The organism is Coleofasciculus sp. LEGE 07092 (assembly GCF_015207375.1).
Taxonomy (GTDB): domain Bacteria; phylum Cyanobacteriota; class Cyanobacteriia; order Cyanobacteriales; family Coleofasciculaceae; genus LEGE-07092.
In genome coordinates, this window is sequence record NZ_JADEWY010000104.1 from 1 (window position 1) to 24,387 (window position 24,387).

17 protein-coding genes and 1 pseudogene are annotated in these 24,387 nt (G+C 45.4%); 13 read left to right on the forward strand and 5 right to left on the reverse strand.

Features of this window, described 5'->3' with window-relative positions; genetic code table 11:
* Nucleotides 1–237: 237 nt before the first annotated feature.
* The 7 genes from glp (at nucleotide 238) to IQ257_RS21885 (ending at nucleotide 9,436) form a co-directional block, all read left to right on the forward strand.
* Nucleotides 238–1,518 carry a gephyrin-like molybdotransferase Glp gene (glp, locus tag IQ257_RS21850; protein WP_193881335.1) on the forward strand — a complete coding sequence of 427 codons (1,281 nt, stop codon included), beginning with the start codon at nucleotides 238–240 and terminating at the stop codon, nucleotides 1,516–1,518.
* A 36-nt stretch (nucleotides 1,519–1,554) separates the two neighbouring features.
* The gene (locus tag IQ257_RS21855) at nucleotides 1,555–3,432 is read left to right on the forward strand and encodes a tetratricopeptide repeat protein (RefSeq protein WP_193881332.1); all 1,878 of its coding nucleotides are present in this window, start codon (nucleotides 1,555–1,557) and stop codon (nucleotides 3,430–3,432) included.
* Between the two features lie 112 nt (nucleotides 3,433–3,544).
* Nucleotides 3,545–3,733 carry a hypothetical protein gene (locus IQ257_RS21860; protein WP_193881330.1) on the forward strand — a complete coding sequence of 63 codons (189 nt, stop codon included), beginning with the start codon at nucleotides 3,545–3,547 and terminating at the stop codon, nucleotides 3,731–3,733.
* Between the two features lie 22 nt (nucleotides 3,734–3,755).
* Nucleotides 3,756–5,444 (forward strand): ATP-binding protein, encoded by a 1,689-nt coding sequence (locus IQ257_RS21865; protein WP_193881328.1) that lies wholly within the window; start codon nucleotides 3,756–3,758, stop codon nucleotides 5,442–5,444.
* 277 nt (nucleotides 5,445–5,721) lie between these two features.
* Nucleotides 5,722–7,653 (forward strand): ATP-binding cassette domain-containing protein, encoded by a 1,932-nt coding sequence (locus IQ257_RS21870; protein ID WP_193881326.1) that lies wholly within the window; start codon nucleotides 5,722–5,724, stop codon nucleotides 7,651–7,653.
* 50 nt (nucleotides 7,654–7,703) lie between these two features.
* Entirely contained in the window at nucleotides 7,704–8,240 is a 537-nt protein-coding gene (locus IQ257_RS21875) for a hypothetical protein (RefSeq protein WP_193881324.1), read from the forward strand.
* Nucleotides 8,241–9,088: 848 nt separating this feature from the next.
* The gene (locus tag IQ257_RS21885; RefSeq protein ID WP_193879623.1) at nucleotides 9,089–9,436 is read left to right on the forward strand and encodes a Mo-dependent nitrogenase C-terminal domain-containing protein; all 348 of its coding nucleotides are present in this window, start codon (nucleotides 9,089–9,091) and stop codon (nucleotides 9,434–9,436) included.
* A gap of 57 nt (nucleotides 9,437–9,493) precedes the next feature.
* On the opposite strand, the gene IQ257_RS21890 is transcribed toward IQ257_RS21885, so the two are convergent.
* Entirely contained in the window at nucleotides 9,494–11,578 is a 2,085-nt protein-coding gene (locus tag IQ257_RS21890) for a prolyl oligopeptidase family serine peptidase (protein ID WP_193879618.1), read from the reverse strand.
* Nucleotides 11,579–11,729: 151 nt separating this feature from the next.
* Between IQ257_RS21890 and tsaD the strand changes: the two genes are divergently transcribed.
* From tsaD to IQ257_RS21905, 3 genes and pseudogenes are all read left to right on the forward strand, one after another.
* Complete coding sequence (gene tsaD / locus IQ257_RS21895; RefSeq protein WP_193879616.1) at nucleotides 11,730–12,773, forward strand: tRNA (adenosine(37)-N6)-threonylcarbamoyltransferase complex transferase subunit TsaD; 1,044 nt, start codon at nucleotides 11,730–11,732, stop codon at nucleotides 12,771–12,773.
* A gap of 149 nt (nucleotides 12,774–12,922) precedes the next feature.
* A pseudogene (locus tag IQ257_RS31640) lies at nucleotides 12,923–14,281 on the forward strand (DNA cytosine methyltransferase).
* Nucleotides 14,282–14,294: 13 nt separating this feature from the next.
* On the forward strand, nucleotides 14,295–14,702 hold the full coding sequence (locus IQ257_RS21905) for a TdeIII family type II restriction endonuclease (RefSeq protein ID WP_193879614.1): 408 nt from the start codon (nucleotides 14,295–14,297) through the stop codon (nucleotides 14,700–14,702).
* A gap of 187 nt (nucleotides 14,703–14,889) precedes the next feature.
* On the opposite strand, the gene IQ257_RS21910 is transcribed toward IQ257_RS21905, so the two are convergent.
* The 4 genes from IQ257_RS21910 to IQ257_RS21925 form a co-directional block, all read right to left on the reverse strand.
* Nucleotides 14,890–16,485 (reverse strand): mucoidy inhibitor MuiA family protein, encoded by a 1,596-nt coding sequence (locus IQ257_RS21910; RefSeq protein WP_193879612.1) that lies wholly within the window; start codon nucleotides 16,483–16,485, stop codon nucleotides 14,890–14,892.
* Nucleotides 16,486–16,726: 241 nt separating this feature from the next.
* Nucleotides 16,727–17,623 (reverse strand): methylenetetrahydrofolate reductase, encoded by an 897-nt coding sequence (locus tag IQ257_RS21915; protein ID WP_193879610.1) that lies wholly within the window; start codon nucleotides 17,621–17,623, stop codon nucleotides 16,727–16,729.
* Between the two features lie 111 nt (nucleotides 17,624–17,734).
* A complete protein-coding gene (gene trpS / locus IQ257_RS21920; RefSeq protein WP_193879608.1) occupies nucleotides 17,735–18,745 on the reverse strand; it encodes a tryptophan--tRNA ligase in 1,011 nt (336 codons plus the stop codon).
* 115 nt (nucleotides 18,746–18,860) lie between these two features.
* Entirely contained in the window at nucleotides 18,861–19,058 is a 198-nt protein-coding gene (locus tag IQ257_RS21925) for a hypothetical protein (protein WP_193879606.1), read from the reverse strand.
* Here IQ257_RS21925 and psb28 point away from each other — a divergent pair.
* The 3 genes from psb28 (at nucleotide 19,057) to IQ257_RS21940 (ending at nucleotide 24,224) form a co-directional block, all read left to right on the forward strand.
* On the forward strand, nucleotides 19,057–19,392 hold the full coding sequence (psb28, locus tag IQ257_RS21930) for a photosystem II reaction center protein Psb28 (protein ID WP_193879604.1): 336 nt from the start codon (nucleotides 19,057–19,059) through the stop codon (nucleotides 19,390–19,392). The genes IQ257_RS21925 and psb28 overlap by 2 nt on opposite strands.
* A gap of 74 nt (nucleotides 19,393–19,466) precedes the next feature.
* Complete coding sequence (locus IQ257_RS21935) at nucleotides 19,467–19,970, forward strand: MogA/MoaB family molybdenum cofactor biosynthesis protein (RefSeq protein WP_193879601.1); 504 nt, start codon at nucleotides 19,467–19,469, stop codon at nucleotides 19,968–19,970.
* 267 nt (nucleotides 19,971–20,237) lie between these two features.
* A complete protein-coding gene (locus tag IQ257_RS21940) occupies nucleotides 20,238–24,224 on the forward strand; it encodes a response regulator (protein WP_193933227.1) in 3,987 nt (1,328 codons plus the stop codon).
* The last annotated feature ends 163 nt before the right edge of the window (nucleotides 24,225–24,387 follow it).

Below are 24,387 nucleotides of genomic sequence, written 5' to 3' on the forward strand. Positions count from 1 at the left end.
GGGGAGGATAAAGTAAGTAGTTGAGCAAAATGAATCACACAAATTTCATCCTCTCGAATACTCGGCTCTATTTCCTCTTGTCAGGACTTACCCACAGACGCTACATCTAGTAGGGATATGATATATCGTGTCTCTACAATTAGCGGTTTACAGGCTTTCTTTGCGTAAGTCCTCTTAGTGATCGTAGTAGTATGGCATCGCCCCATAGACTGAAGCTAAAAGGAAAAATCAATGGGAATGCTACCCGTCAACCAAGCAGAATCTATAATTTTGGAACTCGTGCAACCCTTGAATGCACAATTAGATATCGAAATTGTAGACTTATCCATTGCCACAGGTCGTATTTTAGCCTCTCCCGTCACCAGTCAATTAGATTTTCCCCACTGGGATAACTCGGCAATGGATGGCTATGCCGTCCGTCATGCTGATGTTCAGTCGGCGAGTGAACAGCAACCCGCTCGTTTAGAAATTGTCGAAGAAATTCCCGCTGGCTATCAGCCCCAACAAACAATACAACCCGGCCAAGCTGCCCGTATCTTCACCGGTGCTTGTATGCCTGATGGAGCAGATACAGTAATCATGCAAGAAAATACCAAGGGCGAGAATAACGGTGTCTTAATTTTGCAAGCTTCAAAACCCCAAGCCTTCGTCCGTCATCGAGCTTCTTTCTACCAAGCTGGAACACCCCTTTTAAATTCAGGCATTCAACTGGGTGCGCCAGAAATTGCTGTATTAGCCGCAGCTCAATGTACTCAGTTAACAGTCTACCGCCGTCCGCGTGTGGCAATTTTTTCGACAGGTAACGAACTGGTAATGCCCAACCAACCGTTGCAACCAGGGCAGATTGTTGATTCCAATCAATATGCTCTTGCAGCTTTTGTCACCCTTTCGGGTGGAATACCGATACCTTTAAGGATTGTACCCGATACACCCGAAGCCCTGGAGAAAGCGATCGCTCACGCTATTTCGTCAGCCGATATTGTACTCTCTACCGGGGGTGTTTCCGTAGGGGACTATGACTATGTAGAGCAGATTCTCGCTCAACTAGGAGCAGAAATTCACATTCGCTCCGTTGCTGTTAAACCCGGTAAACCCCTCACCGTTGCCCAATTTCCTGCCCTTTCTCAGAAGGGAGCGAAGCGTCCAGTCTTGTATTTTGGTCTACCTGGAAATCCGGTTTCCGCCTTGGTGAGTTGTTGGCGATTTGTGCAACCTGCTCTCGCCAAGCTTTCGGGTTTACCTCAAGCAGCCTGGAAACCAAGATTTGTGAAAGCGATCGCTTTTCACGAACTCCGCGCCGATGGACGCCGAGAAACTTACCTTTGGGGTCAACTTCAGTTAGTGGATGGCTGCTACGAATTTCACTTAGCTGGCGGTAGTCACAGTTCTGGTAATCTAATTAATTTAGCACAAACTACAGGTTTAGCAGTTGTGCCTTGTGGTCAAACCTTGATTTCGGCTGGAGAGTCGGTGCAAGTGTTGCAATTAGACCTCTTGGAAAAGTCTAATCCTGGGTAAGGTGGAGTAAGATTAGCAGTCTTTCAGCAAGAACTCATGACCGACTCCCTGCCATTGCGCGATCGCTATATCCAACTCATTGACGATATTGTACAAGCCACTCTGAAAGGTAAAATCCGCTCAAAAGAGCAGGTTTATCAAATGCTGTTGTCAGGCGTTAGCAGTGGCACTGGAGAAATCTTTGAGCGGTGTTTAGAAGAACGCTTAAACACGACTCAACAGCAGGTGGACAATCCAGTTAGCGAAATGAAGCAAGCCAAAGCAATGCGGGCGCAGAGGGCGCTTAATACAATTAGCAGTGAATGGCAACGAGTACAAGAGCAAAATCGAGTATTAGAAGCAATTGCCACGGCTACGCAAGCCGTTACTCATGCTGAACCAACTGAACGCTTAACAGCTTTGCTAAGAGCGATCGACCCCAACCGAGAACCTGTGCTAACCTTATCTCAACTCACTCAACTGGCAAAAACGCTCCAGCAAGACGCTTCAGCCATTTCTAACCCCGATCACGCCGCTGAAATTCAGCAGCTATCCCAAGGCATTCGTGCGGGTTTAGCATCGTGGGGACAATTAGAAAACGACTTAGTAAGCTGGATTTACGACCAAAACCAAGGTTCTCTAGGATTTGAGGGTTCTCCTGACCAACGGGGACCTTGGTCATTGTGGGCGAAAAAAGTTAATAGTCCTCTACCTCAATCCCTGTTTCAAGCGCTCGCGTCTAATCAACCCCTACATGAATGGATCAGGCAACAGCCGAGTGTAGAACTAGATGCCTGGGTAGAGCTGGCAGTTATTCTCCAATACTTACAACGGCGATTAATCGCTTGGTTTGACCAACGAGTTTATGCCTCGAAGCTGGGGGCAAGACTATCGATTTCAACCTATATTGTGTTTGCTGTAATTTGGTCGCAGTTAGCCATTACCTTGAACCAAGTCCTGGTTCCCCAACGAGAGCGCTTGGTGAATAGCTGCTTTCAGGTAACGCTGCAAATTCTCCGCGCTTTTGCTCAACGAGACTACTTTCCCCTCTACGGCGGTGTCTTTGCTTCCTTGAGCGGTCAGTATCTACGGGATACGATGAATTATCTCAACGAACCCTTGCGCCGAGTTGAAGGGACTCAAGAGAAAGCCCGGATTCTGACCCTATTAGGATATTCTCAAAGAGCGCAGGGTCAGTACAAACGAGCCACAGCCTTTCACCAGGAAGCCTTAGAAATTGCCCAGGAAGCAGGCGATCGCACTTGCGAAATTGCCAATTTCAATCACCTGAGCCGCACTTGCGTTGCCCAGAAAAATTATACCGAAGCGATTAACTACAGCCAACGGGCATTAATTCTGGCTCGACAAACCGGCGATAAGTTAGGGGAAGCGAATGCTTTAGCGAATCTGGGCTATAGTGAAGTGTTTCAAGCCCAGCAGCAGTTAGAAGTAGAGCCAGAAGTCTACGAGAGTGCAATTAACTACCTGCAACAAGGGCGGCAACTGTTAGAACGATTGGGAGACAAGCAAAGCCAAGCCCTGTGTTTGAGCAGTTTAGGAATTGCTTATGTGGTGATTCAACAACCCCAGGATGCGATCGCTTATTTAGAACAAGGTTGGCAAGCAGCGCAATTTTCTGGGGATTTGTACCTTCAGGGGGTAAATTTAGCTTACTTAGCACAAGCTAACTACAGTTTGCAAGACCTGGAAAAAACAATTTACACTGGGAGCTTAGGGGCGTATTTATTGGAGCAAATTGGGGCAGAAGATTGGCGTCAAGCCGCAGGTTTGTTAGTCATTTTGCAGGGGCAATTGGGGGTGGAAAGCTTCCAAGAGTTGTTGGCAGGACAGCGGTCGAAAATTATTGCCGTGATTGGAGTGGATGGGTATGATTACATTCCTGAACTCTTAGAGAAATATCGGAGTTCAATATGAGGAGCATACTGCCGAGTTATTATTGCCTTTTTCAGCTCTAGCCTCATCTGTGCACACGGCAATAGTGTAGCAATATATTACTGGACGGTATTACTGGACGCCCCAATCCGTCTTGAATATCAGCCGTGCCATACTTGCACGGCAAGGCTTTTCTCTAGCAACGCAAGCATTTGAGCCAGCAGGTGCCGGAACTTGTATCATTACAGATATTGGGAAAGGAATTGAGTTCTTTCTAGAGCTAGAACAAGAAATTATTATTGCGAATGTCCAACCGTTAGCAGTTACCCAGATCACAGACTAAGACACGAAACTAGCAGAAAATTATGAATTTATTCGATATGAAATTACTCGACCAATCTATGACATACCAAGTACAGCGAGAACGGGTACTTCACCAAGTTATCCAAGCTATTCATGATTCTCTAGATTTAGAAGCCATTTTCGCCACGGCTATCGAGGAAATTGGTAAATTGTTACAAGTTGACCATGCAAAAATATCACAATATCTACCGAATCGGAAGGCTTGGTTAACCGTAGCGCATTACCGCTCTTGTCCAGATTTACCCATGTCTATCGGTCAAGAAATTCCTGATCAAGGAAATCTGGTGACAGTCCAGCTTAAGCGATTGGAAATCGTTCGGATTGATGATACGAACCTTTGCGAAGATGAAGTGAGTCGAGAGATGGCTCGAACGTTTCCAGGTGCTTGGTTGATTGTACCGCTACACTTTCAAGGTTCAGTTTGGGGGAGTCTGTGCTTGTTAATCGAGGGTCATCCGCACCATTGGCAGCAGGAAGAGGTAGAATTAGCTTCGATAATTGCCGCTCAATTAGCGATCGCGATCCAGCATTGGCAACTTTCTCAACAGGTGCAGCAGCTTAGTACTCTAGAAGCAACCCAGAAAGTCGCTGGTGTTGGTAGCTGGGAATTTAATGCCTTGACGGGTGACATTATCTGGTCAGAGCAAAAATTCCGTATGTTTGGTCTTGATCCTACCCAATCTGCACCAACCTACGATCAACTTTTGGAGATGATTCGTGCTGATGACCGAGAAAGTTTTCAGCAAACGGTTAATCGAGCGCTTGCCGAGGGGACATCCTATGAAATAGTCTTTCGGATTAAGCGACCCTCTGGTGAAATCCGGTACATTGAAGCCAGGGGAGAACCTATTTTTAATACTGCTGGACAGGTTATTCAACTCTTTGGAACCGTTGTCGATATTACGGCACACAATCTGGCGAAGTCAGAAACCCTCAAGGCACTCCAACGGGAACGGGAACTCTCAGAAGCCAAGTCTCGCTTCATTGCCATGACCTCTCATGACTTTCGGACGCCCCTGACAACCATTCAATCATCAGTAGACCTGTTAAGACGTTACCCAAAAAAACTGTCATCTGAAAGACAACAGGTTCATCTCCACCGTATTTCTAATTCTGTTGAACAAATGACCCAGATGATGCAAGATGTACTTATGCTTTCTGAGGCTGAAGCGGGTAAGCTGCAACTGAATCTCACATCTGTAGACTTGGTGAAACTGTGTCATTCGTTGATAGCTGAACTGCGAGTTTCTGACAAAAAACACCATGAAATTACATTTACTTATCCAGGAGATTGCACAGCAACCCAAACTAGTACGACCTCACAAGAAAGTGAAGAAAGCATCTCAACCCAATATCCTGTAGACGAAAAACTTATTCGATACATCCTCACTAATCTTCTTTCCAATGCTCTCAAGTATTCGCCACAGGGAAGCAGAATTCAGTTTGACTTCACCTGCCACGCAGATCAAGTAGTTTTCCATATTCAAGACCAAGGAATTGGAATTCCGTCAGAGGATGTCCCCCGCTTATTTGAGTCCTTCTATCGAGCGTCTAACGTTGGTGTGACTCAGGGAACAGGACTAGGACTAGCGATTGTACAACAATGCGTGGACTTGCACGGGGGTCAGATTAGTGTTGATAGTGCTGTGGGAAAAGGTACAACTTTTACGGTGACGTTGCCTCTTTCTTGATAGTTCACCTAAGAACGGGGTTGGCAAGGGAGACAACGGCAGCCCGTGTCGTTTACGCACAGGGAGGAAGTTGTCCCCCTTACATAAACAACTGAGCGTAGGGAATCATTGATTCTCAAGTTGGGGAAGAATTGAAAAGAGGATTATTGTTAGAGTGGCGAAAGGACGCTGGTGGTGGCTATGTTTGAACATTTTACGTTAGAAGCTTCTGAGAAGACGGTTTAATACCTATTTGATTCCACTACTGAAATTAACTCTGTACTGCTCTTAAAACTCGATGAGTATCTTTACGCTGCAATCCGTACAAAAAGACTTTGGCATCAAGGAAATTCTCAAAGATGCCAGCTTTAGCCTCGATACCACCGATAAAGTCGGTTTAATTGGCACCAATGGTTCTGGCAAATCAACGCTACTGAAGATGATTGCTGGACTAGAACCCATTGATGGGGGTCAAATCTTAGTCAATCCTGGAGTAAGAATAGTTTACTTACCCCAACAGCCAGACTTAGATGAAAATCACACTGTTCTAGAACAGGTGTTTGCCGATAGTGACGAACAAATGAGCTTAATCCGAGACTATGAGGAATTATCTCACAAATTAGCTCGAAATTCAGAGGATCGCCAACTGATGGCACGTCTCTCGGATGTCAACCAGAAAATGGAAACAACGGGTGCTTGGGAGTTGGAAACGAATGCCAAAATCATCCTCACTCAGTTGGGTATTGAGGACTTCGATGCTCGGATTGGTGATTTGTCTGGGGGCTATCGTAAGCGCATCGCCCTTGCAACAGCTTTACTGTCAGAACCCGATGTGTTGCTGATGGATGAACCGACTAACCATCTAGATGCGATGTCAGTGGAGTGGTTGCAGAGTTACCTGAATGGTTATCGCGGGGCAATTCTACTCATTACCCACGATCGCTATTTTCTTGATCGCGTCACCAATCGTATCATCGAAATTGACCGAGCCGACCTCTACAGCTACTCCGGCAACTATTCTTACTACCTAGAGAAAAAAGCCTTAGCTGAAGACGCTGCCGCCAGTCAAGAACGCAAGCATCAAGGGGTGTTGCGTCGGGAGTTGGAATGGCTCAAGCGGGGACCCAAAGCACGGAGTACCAAACAGAAAGCGCGAATTGACCGCATTCATGAGATGCAGGACAAAGAATTTCAACAGGCTCAAGGGAAGGTGGAGATTTCTACCCCTGGTCGGCGAATTGGCAAGAAAGTCATTGAGTTAGAGAATGTTTCTAAAGGTTATGACGATTGCACTTTAATCAAAGAGTTTACCTACGAATTCAACCCCGATGACCGCGTTGGCATCATTGGTGAAAACGGTACGGGCAAATCTACTTTGATGGATATAATTACAGGACGCCTTCAGCCAGATTCGGGTAAGGTTGAGATCGGTGCAACCGTTCACATCGGCTATTTTGACCAACATTCTGAGCATTTACTGACAGCACTCAACGAAAATCAACGGGTGATTGATTACCTTAAAGAAATCGCCGAATATGTCCAAACAGCAGATGGTACTTTAATTACTGCCTCCCAAATGTTGGAGCGTTTCTTGTTTCCTGGTAATCAGCAATATGCCCCCATTCATAAACTTTCTGGAGGAGAAAAACGCCGCCTGTTTCTGTTGCGCGTGCTAATGAGCGCTCCGAATGTATTGATTTTAGATGAACCAACCAACGATTTGGATGTGCAGACGCTTTCCGTGCTGGAAGATTATCTGGAAGCCTTCAACGGTTGCGTTATCGTAGTGTCTCACGATCGCTATTTCCTCGATCGCACCGTCAACAAAATTTTTGCCTTTGAAGAGGGGGGAAACCTCCGTCAGTATCCGGGTAATTACTCTATTTATTTAGATTACAAGCAAGCTGAAAATGCTGAAGCCGCTCAACAAAGTGCCAAGTCTCAATCCAAGAAGGAAGCATCCTCGAACGCTGAGAAGTCTGAGAAACAATCCTCTAGTAATGGCAAATCCCGTCGGCTGTCTAATTGGGAAAAGCGCGAGTTTGAGGAGTTAGAGAGCAAAATTCCCCAACTGGAAGCAGAGAAGGCAGAAATTGAGAAAACCCTTTACAATGCTTCTCCGGGTAAGGTTACTCAAGTTCAGGAACTCTACGAAAAACTAGAAGTATTGAATCAGTCAATTGATACGGCAACGGAGCGCTGGTTGGAGTTGGCGGAGATGGAGTCTTAAAAGGGAAGGGTAGAAAGAATAGTAAAAAGCCTTTTTATCTGTGATTCGATATGAAAGATAAGACAATTTTTGAACCAGGATACGCAAGCAATTCCAACGGCATACAGGCTTTACGACTGATAAAAATTTCTCTGCTAATTTTATTATTGGGAACTTCCGTTGTAGGTAAACGAAAATCAACATGGCCCCTAGTTGCCTGGGCTCTCTATAGTGGATATTCAGCGCGATTTCGTCCACCTGAACCATCTGTATCTGCTATAGAACTTAGGGTTTACACCACAACAGGAGATCTTCATGTGGTAAAACCTGAACAAGTTTTGACGATACCCCGCGATAGCCTTTCGCATAAGATCGTCGAACAGGCTTTTGATGATGCAGATATTGGTTTAAGAAATGCGAGTAGAAGATACTTAATGCGTGCTGTTTCAAACTTAGTCCGTACAAACTCTGAAATTAAAACGATTCAAGCTTGGAATCTCTCTTATCAAGTTGAGCCTTTGGCGGTTCCTCCTATCCAATTACAGGCTCCCACTTCTGAAGTGATGTTGGATAGCTTTTCAAGAGAAGATATTGCAGAGAAGGATTAACATGAGCAAAATTTCAGCTTTCAGCATAATCCGGAACGTGAACGCGAGCATAAACGCCTGGTTTACTCAACCTGAAGTTAATGCGGCGGGCAGAATAGGCTTATTTAGAATACTCTACTCTTTCTTTTATCTGTGGCATCTCAGTATACATTCTGCGGATTTTCTAAGTGGACTTCCAAGTTTCTACGTGGATGTTATTGTGTCACTGGCACTGATATTTCATGCAGTTAACGCGATCTGGCTAGTCGTAACTACTACGCCCATTTTAATCGGATATTGTATATTTATTGACTGGCAGGCAATTAAAGATTTTTTCTTTCCCTCTCTGAAGCAAGAATCGAGCGCTCATACTGTATCGCCAAAGCTGTTAACTTTGCTACCTCTCTTTTTAGCTACTATCTTGGGCTTGCTCTGGCACAGCAACTTAGGACTCCGTACTTTGTTTAATTTGAATGGTCTAATTAATTGGAGAACTGTTTGGTATCCAATTCTTCCTATTGCTTTAGGGTGGTTTGTAGCTACACTGATTCATTTCCGCAAACCAGCCAGGATTTGAGCATTTGTTCTCAGTTCTGGTTGCTCTACTTCCCTTTCAGGGTTTTCTTTTTTTCTTCCTTTATTCAGAATACCCGGAAAGTGACAGAAGAGGGCTAAATCCCTCTCTCCGTGGGAGAGGGACTTGGAAATCTTGCTCCCCTTCTCCCTGTGGGAGAAGGGGCTGGGGGATGAGGGCTGTTCGCTAAAGCTAAACTAATTATAGATAACAGTAATTTATATGTCAGCACGCCAAGAATTGGGTTAACTTATACACATAGATAACGAAACAGCACAGAGCAAATCATTCAGCTATGTACACCATCGACGCAAACGGACTGATTAATCACTCTTCAGTGGAGTCTGAGACTGCCTCTAGTCAATATCAACCGTTTAAGCTTCATTTAGTAGTACTCCAGCTCCTGCGGCAATGGCTAGATGGCGTCGAAATTCACAACCCGGTAAAGGCACGATTCTTCTGTAAAGTGATTCCGGCACAATGCCCCTTTGAACGGGATATCTGGCTATTTGGTCGTCGGGTTGCCCATATTCCGCCATTGTGCAAGTTTAATCCGTTCTACGAGCAACTAGTTAGTCTACGTTTTCGCGCCCTTTGCTACCTGGCTGATCAATGTGGGGAAGATGTCGGATCTTACTGTTAGTGGATGATTTTACTTCCCCAGCAACCGATTTAGGCTTAGTAAAGATTAGGGGCAAACTCAAGTGCTAACTACAGTAACATCCATGCTGAGCGATCGCACCAAAAACGCCAACTTATCGGCAATCTCCTCAATAATTTTAGTAGTCGGTTTCCCCGCACCATGACCCGCTTTTGTTTCAATTCGGATTAACATCGGGTTATCTCCCCTATGTGCGGCTTGCAAAGCTGCGGCAAATTTGAAACTATGAGCAGGTACAACCCGGTCATCATGGTCAGCCGTGGTAATTAAGGTAGCAGGATAGGCTGTATCAGGTTTCAGATTATGCAGAGGAGAATAGGCGTAAAGCGCGTTAAACTCTTCGGGATTATCTGGGGAACCGTAATCAGAACACCACGCCCAACCAATCGTAAACTTATGAAAGCGCAACATATCCATCACCCCAACTGCGGCTAATGCTGCACCGAATAAGTCCGGGCGCTGAGTTATGCAAGCACCGACCAATAAACCGCCATTACTACCACCACTAATTGCTAACTTTTGAGGGCGAGTGTATTTATTTTCAATTAACCACTCAGCCGCCGCGATGAAATCATCAAAAACATTCTGCTTATTCAGTTTAGTTCCCGCTTGATGCCAGTCTTCACCGTACTCGCCGCCACCCCGCAAATTCGGCACGGCGTAAACACCTCCCATTTCCATCCATACCAAATTGCTAACGGAGAAACTGGGAGTTAGGGAGACATTAAAGCCGCCATAACCATACAAGTAAGTTGGGTTATTTCCATTAAACACTAACCCCTTTTTGTAAGTAATAAACATCGGTACTTGTGTACCATCTTTGCTATGGTAGAACACCTGTCTGGTTTCATAGTTATTGGGGTTGAACTCTACAGTTGGCTGACGGAATAGAGTCCTTTCACCACTGACCATATCGTAGCGATAGATGGTTGAGGGGGTAGTAAAACTGGTGAAAACGTAAAAAGTTTCGGTATCGTAACGCTTACCGCCAAAGCCACCCGCTGAACCAATTCCTGGTAATTCGACTTCTCGCACCAAAGCACCCTTTAAGTCAAAAACCTTGATAGAGGAACGAGCATCTTTGAGGTAGTCAGCAACAAATTGATTGTTTAGAGTACTCACTCCCTCTAAGGTTTCCGGTGTTTGCGGAATGATTTCTATCCAATTCTCTCGTACTGGATTAACCGTATTAATAGCAATAACCCGACCACGGGGTGCATCTAAATCAGTGCGGAACCAGAAGACATTGGCATCGTTATCAATGAAGCTATAATTGGCTTCAAATTCACTAATGAGTTCTACTACTGGGGAATCAGGAATTTGCAAGTCTTTGTAAAAAAGAAGATTCCTGGGGTCAGTTCCTTGACTGACGGAAATAATCAGGTAGCGACCGTCTTCTGCCACCTCTCCGTCGAACATCCATTCTTTTTGGTCGGGGCGGTGATAAATGAGGATATCTTCTGATTGGGGCGTGCCGAGTTTGTGATAGTAAAGTTTTTGGTAATAGTTAATATCTTCTAATTTAGTCGCTTCCTTGGGTTCGTCGTAACGGCTGTAGAAGAAGCCTTGATTGTCGTGCGTCCAAGAGGCACCGGAAAACTTCACCCATTGGAGATGATCTGAAAGGTCTTCCCCTGTTTCAACATCTCGCACTTTCCATTCTTTCCAGTCTGACCCAGCCGTAGATAAACCGTAGGTGATTAATTTTCCATCTTCGCTGACGGCTAAACCCGATAGGGCAATGGTGCCGTCTTTTGAGAAGGTGTTGGGGTCAATTAGTACTCTGGGTTCGGCCTCCAGGGAAGTGAGGGTGTAGAGGACGCTTTGGTTTTGCAGTCCATCGTTTTTAAAATAAAAGTAACGGTTTTCTTCTTTAAAGGGAATACCATATTTCTCGTAATTCCATAGCTGAGTCACGCGCTGCTTAAGGGGTTCTCGCTGGGGTATTTCAGTCAGATAGCCGAAGGTGACTTGATTTTGCGCTTCTACCCAAGCTTTAGTTTCCTCGGAGTCGGGGTCTTCTAGCCACCGATAGGGGTCTGCAACCTTCATGCCGTGGTAGTTGTCAACTTGGTCAACTTTGCGGGTTGGTGGATAGATGAGGGGTTGGCTGGGAGATGGCATAGTTCGGGATTTTAGGCAGTGTTTTCTAGTTTAACGCTCTTCCTGCAACGCTTTTAACCAATCATCTAAAGGGAATGGGGGAAAATCTATAGGATAGAAGGGAAGCAGTTAAGAGGTTTCCCCTTCCCTGTTCCCCTACTGTTTGATACCAATGGCAACCGTTCTGGCAATTGAAACCAGTTGTGATGAAACCGCCGTGGCGGTAGTTTGCGATCGCACCTGTTGCAGTAATGTCGTAGCGTCTCAAATCCCACTCCACCAACAGTACGGTGGTATAGTGCCGGAGGTGGCATCCCGTTCCCATGTAGAGATGATTAATGCGGCGATCGCACAAGCCCTCACCGATGCCCAACTAGATTGGGACGGGATTGACGGAATAGCCGCAACTTGCGCTCCGGGTTTGGTGGGTTCCCTGCTCGTCGGGTTAACGGCAGCCAAAACCCTAGCCATTGTCCGTCAAAAGCCTTTTTTAGGTGTCCACCACTTAGAAGGTCATATTTACGCTACCTATCTAAGCGAACCCGAACTAGAACCACCGTTTTTATGCTTGCTAGTATCTGGCGGTCACACCAGCTTGATTTATGTCAAAGATTGTGGTACATATGAGACAATAGGTGGAACCCGTGACGATGCAGCAGGGGAAGCCTTTGATAAAGTAGCGCGATTATTGAAACTAGGGTATCCGGGTGGACCCGTAATCGACCGATTAGCGCGAGAGGGCAATCCTAAAAGTTTTCCCCTACCTGAAGGTAAATTATCCCTTCCCAAGGGCGGCTATCATCCCTATGACTCTAGTTTTAGCGGATTGAAAACGGCTGTATTGCGGCTGGTGCAGCAACTGGAGCAAAAGCAGTCAGAGTTACCCGTCAATGATATTGCCGCGAGTTTCCAGGAAACCGTAGCGCGATCGCTAACGAAACGAGCAGTAGCTTGCGCATTAGACTACGGACTTAAAACCATTGCCGTGGGTGGTGGTGTTGCCGCCAATAGCGGATTAAGAAAGCACTTGCAAGAGGCAGCAGCTCAACATAACTTGCGAGTCCTTTTCCCTCCCCTCAAATACTGTACCGATAACGCAGCAATGATTGGCTGTGCTGCTACCGATCATCTCAATCGAGGACATACATCACCACTTACCCTAGGAGTGCAGTCGCGCCTGCCTATTATGGACGTGATGCAGCTTTATGAGAAGTAGCACGCACCTCTTGTAAATTGCTAAATTAAGATATAGTGTTTACATTTGGGATGTAAATTACCAACCCTTGCTGGATAAGCAGTTTAGCGCTTTTTTTGTTCAAAAACCATTTGGAAACGCTATAGTTGGGTTTAAGTTTGAGCTGAATTATGAAAGCCAGGTCGTGTGATAATCAAATAAAATTATTTCAGTCTTTTAAGCCAATAAATTGTCTATTTTTTAAGACTAAATTCACATTTGTAGATTTATTTTCTGGGATTGGTGGATTTAGGATTCCCCTCGAAGAACTAGGGGGTAAATCCTTAGGCTATTCAGAAATTGACAAAGAAGCCATTAATGTATACAAGAAAAATTTCATTAGTTACCTTAATTCTGATGAAATAAATCTAGGAGATATTACAACGTTAAATCAGTTCCCTTTTGAGGTTGATATACTGGTAGGTGGAGTTCCTTGCCAGCCTTGGTCTATTGCCGGAAAATCCGGGGGGTTTAATGACTCAAGAGGAAGGCTCTGGTTTGATGTTATCAGGCTGGTAGAAAATAACAAACCAAAAGCATTTATATTTGAAAATGTAAAAGGATTAACCGAGCCAAGACACAGGAAAAGTTTTGAGCTGATTATTCATAAACTTAAAAATGCAGGCTATGAAGTTAAATACCAAATCCTTAACTCTTACGATTCAAGATAGAGACAGAATTTTCATAGTGGGAGTTAGAGATGATTTAGAGAACTGTCATTTTTTTACCTTTCCTGAACCTTTAAAGCTTAATCCAAAACTTTATGAGCTTATATCGGGAATTAAGGCTTATGAGTTTGAGAAGAAGAAATTTATTCCAGAAATTCTATTTCAAGGAAAAGTCCCAGCTTCTAGAGGTAGGTTTCAAAGAGACGATGAACTGAATAATTTTTTTATTTTATCTGATGTACGAAATGGACATACAACAGTTCATTCTTGGGAATTAAGAAGAACGAGCGATAGAGAAAAGCTAATCTGTCAAACCATTCTTAAAAACAGAAGAAAAAAATATATGGCTCTAAGGATGGAAATCCTTTAAGCTTTAAAGTACTAAAAGAACTGATTCCAGGGCTAAAAGAAAAAGAACTTGAAAAATTAATCTCAAAACAAATACTTCGGTATGTTGACGCTCAGGGCTATGAATTTGTGAACTCTAAAATTTCTTCGGGAATAAAAGGGGTTTACAAGATTTTTTTGCCTCATTCAAACGTAATCGGTACTCTAACTGCAACAGGAACTAGAGATTTTATCTCAACAATTTCTATAGAATGCCAAGAACCTCAATCCTATAAAAATATATTCATTAGAGAAGTGTATAGAAAAAAGCGATTTAAACCTATATCAGCAAGAGATTATTCCAAACTACAAGGGTTTCCAGAATGGTTTGTATCTGCCGATAATGAGAACACAGCAAAAAAGCAATTTGGCAATGCTGTTTCAGTACCTGTTGTTCGTCATCTAGCCAAATCTTTGTTAAATATAATCTTGTAAACTCTATTTAAAAATGGATAATTCAGAAGAAATGAAATCTGCAATCCAGTCTGTCATTAAGCAAATGATGGATAAGGTAATGGAAAATGCTCTTTTAAAAGACCCTTTCATACCTGAAAAACACCAAAGATTATATAGTATGGAACCGAAACAAATTGATGAGGCATACTTTGCCCTTCCGTACAATCCCTATGGACAAAAAGAAAATTATAGTTGGTCTTTCCCTGCTCGCTGGTTCAACATGAAAGAAGATAAAGTCGTTCTTATCGGTGATGAATTTTGGGAAAAGATAGGAGGCTTAGGTACTTATCAAGCATTTATCAGTGCTGTTAATGAAATTGGTCAAGAATACAAAAACAGGATATACAGGGAATTTCTAGGCATTGAACCACCTACTGGTGCTTTAGATTTTACTCTATAAGAGCCGATCCAATCACCAATCACCAATCCCCCCTGACTGATACAATCGGCATTTTCGTAAATTTTAACGGTTGAAAAGAAATTTTTAATACCTGCAAATACTGAATTGCAGTTTTCTAAAATTCCCCATTCCCGGTTTCCTAAAATCCGTAGTGTGACACTGGAGGAGGCAGAAAACTACTTCTGTTCTAAACCTCCAATCCTAAAACCTTAAATTCTGGGGGATAATCGATCGCAAATTCATAGTAAAGCTCTTGACAGGAGAGGGGAAGTAATTTGACAGACCATTCCAGCACCCCCGTTTCACTAGTCTGAACTTGGGGCTGGGAATCGGCAAGCCGGACTTTAAGCTGGGGATGGCAACTCACAGGTAGCAGTTCCATGACTTTCACCTCGGCTTGTTGTTCGGCTATATTAGTAATTACCAATCGGTAAGCATGGGTAGCAATAGTTCGTTGCTGATTGCCAACGAGTTTTTTATCAACTTGGCGCTCAACCAAATACCGCTCAACTTTCAAGCCATCGTCAATACCAAAATCGACCTTCAATTCCCGACCAGGACTAATCGTCTCGATTTCGATAGTACCAATAAAGGTGTTATCTCGAAAAAGATTGGCTTGCCCTGGTAGCAGGGTAATACCGTCAAGGGGATTCGTGATCGTGGCTTGTAGGTAAGCATAGTTTGCCCGTTGTGGCATAGCGATGTATTCAAGGCGGCAAGGGTACTCTACACTACCAATTTTGAGTTTATGACTGGTACTATCAGTGGGAATATCACCCTGATCAGTCACGGCAAAAGTTACGATACTTTTTTGTTTGGAGACTTTCGTAACTGCTGCTTCCCCTTTTAGCAGTTCTAATTCTTTCTCGATTGTTGGTTCGGGCTCTGGTGCTGCACCCGCAAACGGCATAGTTATCAAGGGGCTTCTCTCGGATTTTGTCCGACTGCGATCGCTCGATTGTTTCAAGTCGATATACCAGGGAGTCAACTGAGATGGCAGCAAATCGAGTCTGGGTTGAGTTGTCGAAAGAGTCAGCGCCACTCCATGCCAATCTTCCCCAGTGCTTTGAGTCACCTGTGCAAAGTAACTGAGATGAACAGTTTGGCTGGTATCATGCCAGCGTACATCGTAATGGGGTTGCCAGCTCGCTTGAGTGACGGTGTACGACACCTCTAGCTCCAACTCATCTGCCCCTGACGGTTCTAGGGTGATAACGATATTAAAACTTTCCTGGGTACGCGGTGTTGAAAGCTGTTGAAGTTGCGATCGCAGTGCCTGAAGTTGGTTGTTAACCTGTTTTTGCTCTCGATCCTGTTGAACGAGCGCACTCGATAAACTTTGCCACTGCTCCCCTACAAAATCTAATAAATCCTTAATTTGATTTATGTTGAGGGGTTCAATGTTCGGCAACTTCGTCAAGCGTTCCTGATACTGGTTGATCAAGTTTTTGACAAAATTCCGCTGTAAGTTGAGCAACGTCAGCAAATCTTGCCCGTTGTGTTTTTGCTCTTCTAGCTGTTTAATTTCCTCAGAAAGCTGCGTTACTTTGGGATGAAGGACTTCAGAGGTAGCCGTTTTCTCAGTGCGTACCCCCAACAATCGCACTCCGGCTTTTCCCATACCAGACACCTGAACAGATTCACTCACGAGAGTCATCGGCAATTGAGCGATAACAAGTTCGCGTTCCTCACCCGTAAGCTGAATGATACCTCGGCGCATCACCAGCGCTTGGTCATCGTACACTGTCACTTTGTCAATCTCGGTGTCTACCGTCTTGTTCATCCGTTCTTAATCCTGAGTCCTCAATCTTGAATCTTTGGTTTTAAGTCTGGTTCTCAGTCTGTTTTCCAATGACTAAAAACCAATAACTGACTAGTGTAGACTGACAGAAATAACTGACCCACTAAATATTTCCCCAGCTCCCCAGCGTTCGACTGAGCGCTCACGCCGAAGTCTCCCCAGCTCCCCAGCGTTCGACTGAGCGCTCACGCCGAAGTCTCCCCAGCTCCCCAGCCAGACGTATTTAGGCTTGTATTGCTGGTATTTTAGCCAAGTCGAGAATTTTGGGAATTAAATCTTCTCGCTTGATTGCCATCATGTGGACACCCTGACAAAGCTCTTTGGCAAGCTGAACTTGCTCGGCGGCGATCTTCATTCCCTCCCGTAACGGATCATCTGCTGCTGCCAGCCGCTCGATCGTGGATTCGGGAATGTTGATCCCTGGAACGTATTTATTGAGAAATTTAGCGTTTTTCGCTGATTTTAGCAGAAATATCCCCGCCAAAATCGGCTTATTGGTGCCAGCCGCAATCTGATCCATAAACTTTTCTAGCCGCTCGAAATCACTAATCAATTGGCTTTGAAAAAACTGGGCACCCGCCTCTACTTTACGCTCAAATCGCCCCTGCAATCCAGACCAACTTTTTAATTGTGGGTCAACAGCCGCCCCCGGAAACAAGTCTGTGACGCCATCAGTGAGGGGTTTGTCATTAGCATCCAAACCGCCATTGAGCTTGGCAATAAGCTTTAACAGACGTACTGATTCCAAGTCAAAAACGGATTTGGCGTTGGGATGGTCGCCAGCTTTAACTGGGTCGCCTGTCAGCGCTAAGATATTGTGAATACCCAGTGCATGGGCTCCCATTAGATCGGCTTGCATCCCGATGCGATTGCGATCGCGGCACGCCATCTGACAAATCGGTTCAATTCCATGATGAAGTAAAATTGCCGAAGCTGCCAAGGACGACATCCGCAGTACAGCCCTAGAGCCATCCGTAATATTAATAGCATGGACGCGACCCTGAAGAATTTGTGCCATTTCAACCATATGAGTGGGGTTTCCACCTTTGGGAGGGGCTACCTCGGCCGTAATTAAAAATTCCCCTGACTCAACAGCGGCACGAAAAGAGTTATTAGTCATTGGTTATTAGTCATTGGTCATTATTCAAGAGCCAAACATCCGTTATCAAATCCGTTGCCACATTAGTTATTAGTTTTTTGACAAGGAACAAAGGACAAATGACTCATGATTCTACAACGGCATGGAATACCCCATCGCTGTTTTTACTCTTAATAAAGTTTCGTTAGCGATCGCTTCTGCCTTTTGACGCCCTTCCTGCAACACCGACTCTAGATAGCCCTTATCCTCCATCACAGCATGGTACTTCTGTTGAATGGGTTTGAGGGCTTCAACCGTTGTATCAACTAATAACGGCTTAAATTGTCCCCATCCCATATCCTGACATTCTGTTGTCACCTCTTCCTTTGTCTTTCCTGAAAGCAGTGTGTAGAGTGTAAGCAGGTTACTGCACTCTGGTCGTTCTGGATTGTCAAACTCCAAACCCTTAATTGGGTCTGTTTTACAACGCTTAATTTTCTTTTGAAGTTCTTCTGGAGGATCAAGCAGATTAATCCGGCTCATCTCCGAGGGGTCAGATTTGGACATTTTTTTAGTACCATCGGTGAGACTCATTACCCGTGCTCCCTCCTTCCGGATTAGTGGTTCTGGCATCTTTAACACTGGCTTTTCGGGAGAGCCAAATTGGTCATTCACTCGAATAACAATATCGCGAGTCAGTTCGATATGTTGCTTTTGGTCTTCCCCCACCGGCACTAAGTCTGTATCGTAGAGCAAAATATCGGCGGCCATCAGCACAGGATAATCTAGTAAACCCGTACTGACATTTTCGCCCTGCTTGACAGCTTTTTCCTTAAACTGAATCATGCGCTCTAGCCAGTTGACGGGTGTGAGGCAATTAAAAAGCCAGGTGAGTTCGCTGTGAGCTGAGACATGGGATTGCACGAAGATGGTGGAATTGTGCAAATCAATGCCACAAGCGAGGTATAGAGCAGCAATCTTGTAGGTATCTGCCGCTAGCGTTGCCGGATTGTGCGGAACGGTAATTGCGTGTAAATCGACAACACAGAAAAAATTATCGTACTGACTTTGAGCCTCCACCCAATTGCGGATGGCTCCTAGGTAGTTACCGAGGTGAAGGTTGCCAGTTGGTTGAACTCCAGAAAAAACGCGCTGCTTACCCATTGATTTTGGTTAGAAACTCGTGCAGGGACGGCTCGATGAATAATCTTGACTTTGTACTTGTTCTATCAATTTTGCCATTATCCCCACCTTTATTGACAACAGCGTGCTGCTTTTTTCAATCGCTCTGGGGGCGTGATAAAATTTCCAAGATTGGTATTTTTGTCATCTTCGACTGGCTAATCACCTGAACCTTGACCGATAAATTTGGGATGCTATGCCCGTGATTGCGAGGATGGTTCCAAGCATAAATCGTTGCTTGGGTAAAACTTTCTGCGTATTGGTGATACTTTAGGATAGGAATTGGACTGCTCATGCCTGAAATTCAATTTGTTAAAGGGATTAGTGAAGAAGTTGTACCCGATGTACGTCTCACCCGCTCTCGCGATGGCAGTAATGGCACTGCAACATTTTCTTTTGAATATCCCAGTGCTCTCAGCAACAAAGGTAATGAAGAAATTACCGGGATGTACTTGATTGACGAAGAGGGCGAGATTGTAACGCGGGAAGTGAAGGCAAAATTTGTCAACGGCGAGCCGACAGCATTAGAAGCTATTTTACTGATGAAATCCCTCGGAGAATGGGAGCGCTTTATGCGCTTCATGGAACGCTACGCCCAAGAGAAGGGGCTGGGATTTAGCAAGTCTTAATTCAAATCAGTAGTCAGGCAGAAGGCAGAAAATCGTCCTGCCTCTTGCCTTTTATTTGCGTTGTGCCTGCATCAATGACCCATCAGCCTCATCCCGATAGAGCAGCAATTGCGATTAACTGTGCCGCGATTACCATTAGCGACACCCGCACCCCCGAAAGCGATCGCAGTGGTCAACTCGTGCAAGAATTACTGAGGAATGCGGGTTACACCGTAACGGTTTATCAGATTCTCAAGGACGAACCTACCCAGATTCAAGACAATCTTAAAGCACTGGCGGCACGTTCTGACATTGATGCTGTAATTTTTAATGGCGGCACTGGTATTGCTCCCCGAGATACCACCTACGACGCCTTAGAGGGTTTGCTAGAGAAAACCTTACCCGGATTTGGGGAGATTTTTCGCTATCTCAGCTATCAGGAAATTGGTTCACGAGCTATTGCTTCACGAGCTGTTGCTGGTGTTTACCAAAAAACGCTCATCTTTTCAATTCCCGGCTCTACAGGAGCCGTAAAGCTTGCCCTACAACAGTTAATTTTGCCCGAACTCGTTCATTTGGTGACTCAGCTTGAAAACTAGAGCGAGTCTACATAAATTGTAAAAAATCTTTTATTCCCCATTCCCCATTCCCCATTTCCTACTCCCCATTCCCTAATTCCAATAGCAATAGTATTAACTAGCCCCCTTTTCGGGTTGGGTATGTTACTAATAGAAGCGAGAGACTTTTTGCTGAAAGATTCGACTTAACAAGCGTTTCCGGGGATTTACCAACTCAGTATAGCAATGGCTGCCAAAAGCCTTGCTCCTGTGAACAACCAGTAATTTTTAAGCATTGAAGGAAGCATAATGTCAGACTTGTTGCAAATTTTTTTTGCTACAGAATCGTTTATGCCCCACGGGTATTGCTATTTGTGGAAGTCTAACTTGGTACTGCTGCACGTACTGTCAGACTCCCTTATCGCCCTAGCCTACTACTCCATTCCCCTGACGTTGATTTACTTTGTCCACAAAAGACAGGATGTGCCGTTCCAGAAGGTATTTTTACTATTTGGAGCCTTCATCATTGCCTGTGGCACTACTCATGTAATGGAAATATGGACGCTCTGGCATCCCCTGTACTGGCTATCCGGTTTTCTCAAGGCAATCACAGCTCTAATTTCTTGTTATACAGCATTAGCACTTATCCCCTTAATTCCCCAAGCTTTAGCGCTGCAAAGCCCAGCCCAACTCGAAGCAGCCAATCAAGCCTTAGAAAAGGAAATCCGCGCTAGCGAAGCTGCCGCAAGACATCAACAACAAGCCGAGGCAGAAGTTCGCACCTTAAATGCCGAATTAGAGGAGCGAGTTAACCAGCGCACAACTGAACTGAAGCAGGTTAATGAACAACTCGAAGCAGAAATTGCCGAGCGTATCCAAGTCGGGGAAGCGCTGCGCCAAGCTGAAGAGAAATATCGCAGTATTTTTGAAAATTCTATCGGCGGAATTTTTCAAACGACACCAGAGGGACGGTTTATGAGTGCAAATCCAGCTTTGGCAAGGATTTACGGTTACACCTCACCCGCAGAACTAATTACCGAACTCACGGATATTGAGCACCAACTTTACGTCAATCTCAATCAACGCGCTGAGTTGACGCACCTGATTCACGAACAAGGTGCCGTATCTGGCTTCGAGTCTCAAGTCTATCGGCGGGATGGGCGCAGCATTTGGATTGCCGAAAATGCCCGTGCCGTCCGGGATAGTAAGGGAATGCTGCTGTATTATGAGGGTTCAGTTGAGGATATCACCGAGCGCAAGCTAGCAGCAGAAAAGTTACAAGCTAGTGAGCAGAAACTGCGTCAGGTGATTGACTTAGTGCCTCACTTTATTTTTGCCAAGAACCTAGATGGACAGTTTATTCTGGTAAATCAAGCGATCGCAGATGCCTTCGGAATATCTGTTGAGGAACTGCTCAACAAAAAGGATGAGGACTTTGCCACTTCTCTTGAACAGGTGCGTCAGTTTCGAGAAGAAGAGTTGCAGATTGTTAACAGCGGACAGCCGAAGCACGTTCCCGAGGAAGTCATTACCGACGTTGGAGGTAACGTTCGCATCCTGCAAACCACGAGAATTCCCTTTTTTGTCGCCGGCTCAGAGACTCCCGCCATTTTAGGCATCGCTATCGATATTACCGAACGCAAGCGCATTGAGCAAGACCAAAAAGAAAGTGAAGCTGCAATTCGGGCGCTGTATGAAGTCACGGCGTCGGGACAACTCGACTTTGACCAAAGCCTGCAAAAGCTACTGGCAATGGGACGGCGGCAGTTTGGACTTGATATTGGTGTTTTATCCCATGTAGAAGGCGATCGCTACGAAGTCATTTCTACCCAACTGCCGAACCTAATCAATCCTAAAGGCGTCACCCTGGATTTGAGACAAACCTATTGTCACGAAACCTTGCAAGCTCAACAGCCTCTTGGCATCCCATCTGCCGGAATTTCCCAATGGCGCGAACATCACTGCTATAAGGCATTCCACTTTGAAGCGTACATTGGCACACCCGTGATTGTCGCAGGTAAGGTGTACGGTACACTTAGCTTCTCTAGCTTCACGCCCCGCCAAAAACCTTTCAAGGCACTAGATACAGAACTCTTAAGGCTGATGGCACAGTGGATTGGCGGGGAAATCGAGCGTCAGCAAGCCGCACAAGAACTGGCACAAGCCCGCGATCAAGCTCTGGCAGCAACTCAGGTCAAAAGCGAGTTTTTGGCAACCATGAGCCATGAAATCCGCACACCGATGAATGGCGTCATCGGTATGACGGGACTGCTACTCGATACCCAACTCACTTTCCAGCAGCGAGACTTCGTAGAAACGATCCGCAATAGTGGGGACGCCTTGCTTACCATCATTAACGATATTCTCGATTTCTCTAAGATTGAGTCCGGTAAATTAGATTTAGAAGAGCAGCCATTTGACCTGCGAGCCTGTATTGAAGAGGCTCTGGATCTATTAGTGGTGAAAGCCGCTGAGAAAAACCTAGAACTAGCCTACCAATTCAGTCCCGAAACCCCCAACCAGATTGTGGGAGATATCACCCGCTTACGCCAGATTTTAGTAAATTTGTTAGGTAACGCCATTAAATTCACGACAGTCGGTGAAGTGGTTGTTGCAGTCCAAGCCCATAAGCTGGGGAATGGGGGAAGAGACACGGGGACATGGGGACTTCGGCAAGACTTCGGCGTGCCCCTTCGACACCAGGACACTGGGAATGGAGCAAAACTCACCACGTCACCACGTCTCCCCTTCTCTGCGTCTTCTTCTCATCACTCCCGTTACGAAATTCAATTTGCCGTCAAGGATACGGGTGTTGGCATTCCTGCAGACCGATTGGATCGCTTATTTCAACCCTTCAGCCAAGTTGATTCGTCCACAACTCGGAAGTATGGGGGGACGGGACTGGGACTGGCAATTTGCAAACAACTCAGTGAAATAATGGGTGGGGCAATGTGGGTCGAAAGTCAAGTGGGGGTGGGTTCGACCTTCTATTTTACGATTGTAGCCCAAGGGGAGGACATCTCTGAACCTGACCAACTCCACGACTATCAGCCTCAGCTAGCTAGGAAGCGACTGCTGATTGTGGATGATAACGACACCAATCGGCAAATTTTGATGATGCAAGCGAATGCTTGGGGAATGCTGCCCCGTACCGCTCAGTCCGGTCAAGAGGCTCTAGACTGGTTGCACAGGGGAGAGGAGTTTGACCTAGCAATTCTGGATATGCAGATGCCCCAGATGGATGGGTTGGCTTTGGCAGAAGAAATCCGGAAGCAGCCCACTTGTCGAGAGTTGCCCTTGGTGATGCTGACATCTATCGGTAAGCCAGATGCTTGCAACGAAGGCGTCCAGCATTACTTTGCCGCTTGTTTGAGCAAACCCATCAAACAGTCTCAACTGCATGACACTCTGATGCAAGTTCTGCTTAAACAGCCGATTAAAGTTCGTCCGTCTGCTGCGGTTTCATCAGAAATTGACCCGACTCTGGGGGCGCGTTTACCTCTGCGGATTTTGTTAGCCGAAGACAATTTGGTCAACCAGCAGGTAGCGCTGCACTTGTTACAACGGATGGGGTATCGAGCGGATGTGGCTGGTAATGGATTGGAGGTATTGGAAGCGTTACGCCGTCAGACCTATGATGTGGTGTTGATGGACGTGCAGATGCCGGAGATGGATGGATTGGAAGCCTCGCGTCGCATCTGCCAAAACTTGTTGTCTGTTGGTCGTCCTCGAATTATTGCAATGACAGCCAATGCCATGGTAGGGGACCGGGAGATGTGCTTGGATGCTGGCATGGATGACTACATTAGCAAACCTATCCGAGTTGAGGAACTGGTGCAGGCATTGAACAAGTGTCAGAATATTGCCAACAATGGACAGGAAATACCTCAGGAAGCGATCGCTCTTCATTCAGTATCCCATCCCTCAAAGACACCAGTGATAGATGCTGTGGTTTTTCAAAGCTTACGGGAAATGATGAACGAAGATACGGTTTTGGTCGAAGTACTTGATCGCTATCTGGAAGAATCCGCCCAGCTATTGCAATCCCTTGCCCAATCCGTAGTCCTACAGGAAGCAGCACAGTTAGAACAGGTAGCTCATACCCTCAAATCAAGCAGTGCCTTATTAGGGGCAACCCATCTTGCTCAACTGTGTCAGGAGTTGGAAACAAGCGGTCAGACGGGTTCCCTCGCGACTAGTGAAAATCTATTGTCTCAATTAAAAGCCGAATATGAAAAAGTGCAGACGGCGTTGGAACAAAAGCGTCAGTCTTTGAATAATATGGAGTCTGAATGAATAATCTTAGAAAGTTCTTCAACAGTACCCTGCATTGTTCTGCTTTTGCCTCATGCAGACACCCAAAAATTGCTAGACCACAAACTTGGGGAGCCAGGAGAAATCCAAGAGGAAATGTATGATAGACGACAAAACATGGGTGACTTTTTCCCCAGCTCCCCAG

What these genes read in the sequence shown, in the direction of transcription:
- IQ257_RS21885 (WP_193879623.1), top strand. Translation starts at nt 9,089, where the DNA reads ATGTACACCATCGACGCAAACGGACTGATTAATCACTCTTCAGTGGAG.
- IQ257_RS21890 (WP_193879618.1), bottom strand. Translation starts at nt 11,578, where the DNA reads ATGCCATCTCCCAGCCAACCCCTCATCTATCCACCAACCCGCAAAGTT.
- IQ257_RS21875 (WP_193881324.1), top strand. Translation starts at nt 7,704, where the DNA reads ATGAAAGATAAGACAATTTTTGAACCAGGATACGCAAGCAATTCCAAC.
- IQ257_RS21910 (WP_193879612.1), bottom strand. Translation starts at nt 16,485, where the DNA reads ATGAACAAGACGGTAGACACCGAGATTGACAAAGTGACAGTGTACGAT.
- glp (WP_193881335.1), top strand. Translation starts at nt 238, where the DNA reads ATGCTACCCGTCAACCAAGCAGAATCTATAATTTTGGAACTCGTGCAA.
- IQ257_RS21925 (WP_193879606.1), bottom strand. Translation starts at nt 19,058, where the DNA reads ATGAGCAGTCCAATTCCTATCCTAAAGTATCACCAATACGCAGAAAGT.
- IQ257_RS21935 (WP_193879601.1), top strand. Translation starts at nt 19,467, where the DNA reads ATGACCCATCAGCCTCATCCCGATAGAGCAGCAATTGCGATTAACTGT.
- IQ257_RS21905 (WP_193879614.1), top strand. Translation starts at nt 14,295, where the DNA reads ATGGATAATTCAGAAGAAATGAAATCTGCAATCCAGTCTGTCATTAAG.
- IQ257_RS21940 (WP_193933227.1), top strand. Translation starts at nt 20,238, where the DNA reads ATGTCAGACTTGTTGCAAATTTTTTTTGCTACAGAATCGTTTATGCCC.
- tsaD (WP_193879616.1), top strand. Translation starts at nt 11,730, where the DNA reads ATGGCAACCGTTCTGGCAATTGAAACCAGTTGTGATGAAACCGCCGTG.
- psb28 (WP_193879604.1), top strand. Translation starts at nt 19,057, where the DNA reads ATGCCTGAAATTCAATTTGTTAAAGGGATTAGTGAAGAAGTTGTACCC.
- IQ257_RS21870 (WP_193881326.1), top strand. Translation starts at nt 5,722, where the DNA reads ATGAGTATCTTTACGCTGCAATCCGTACAAAAAGACTTTGGCATCAAG.
- IQ257_RS21865 (WP_193881328.1), top strand. Translation starts at nt 3,756, where the DNA reads ATGAATTTATTCGATATGAAATTACTCGACCAATCTATGACATACCAA.
- IQ257_RS21915 (WP_193879610.1), bottom strand. Translation starts at nt 17,623, where the DNA reads ATGACTAATAACTCTTTTCGTGCCGCTGTTGAGTCAGGGGAATTTTTA.
- IQ257_RS21855 (WP_193881332.1), top strand. Translation starts at nt 1,555, where the DNA reads ATGACCGACTCCCTGCCATTGCGCGATCGCTATATCCAACTCATTGAC.
- trpS (WP_193879608.1), bottom strand. Translation starts at nt 18,745, where the DNA reads ATGGGTAAGCAGCGCGTTTTTTCTGGAGTTCAACCAACTGGCAACCTT.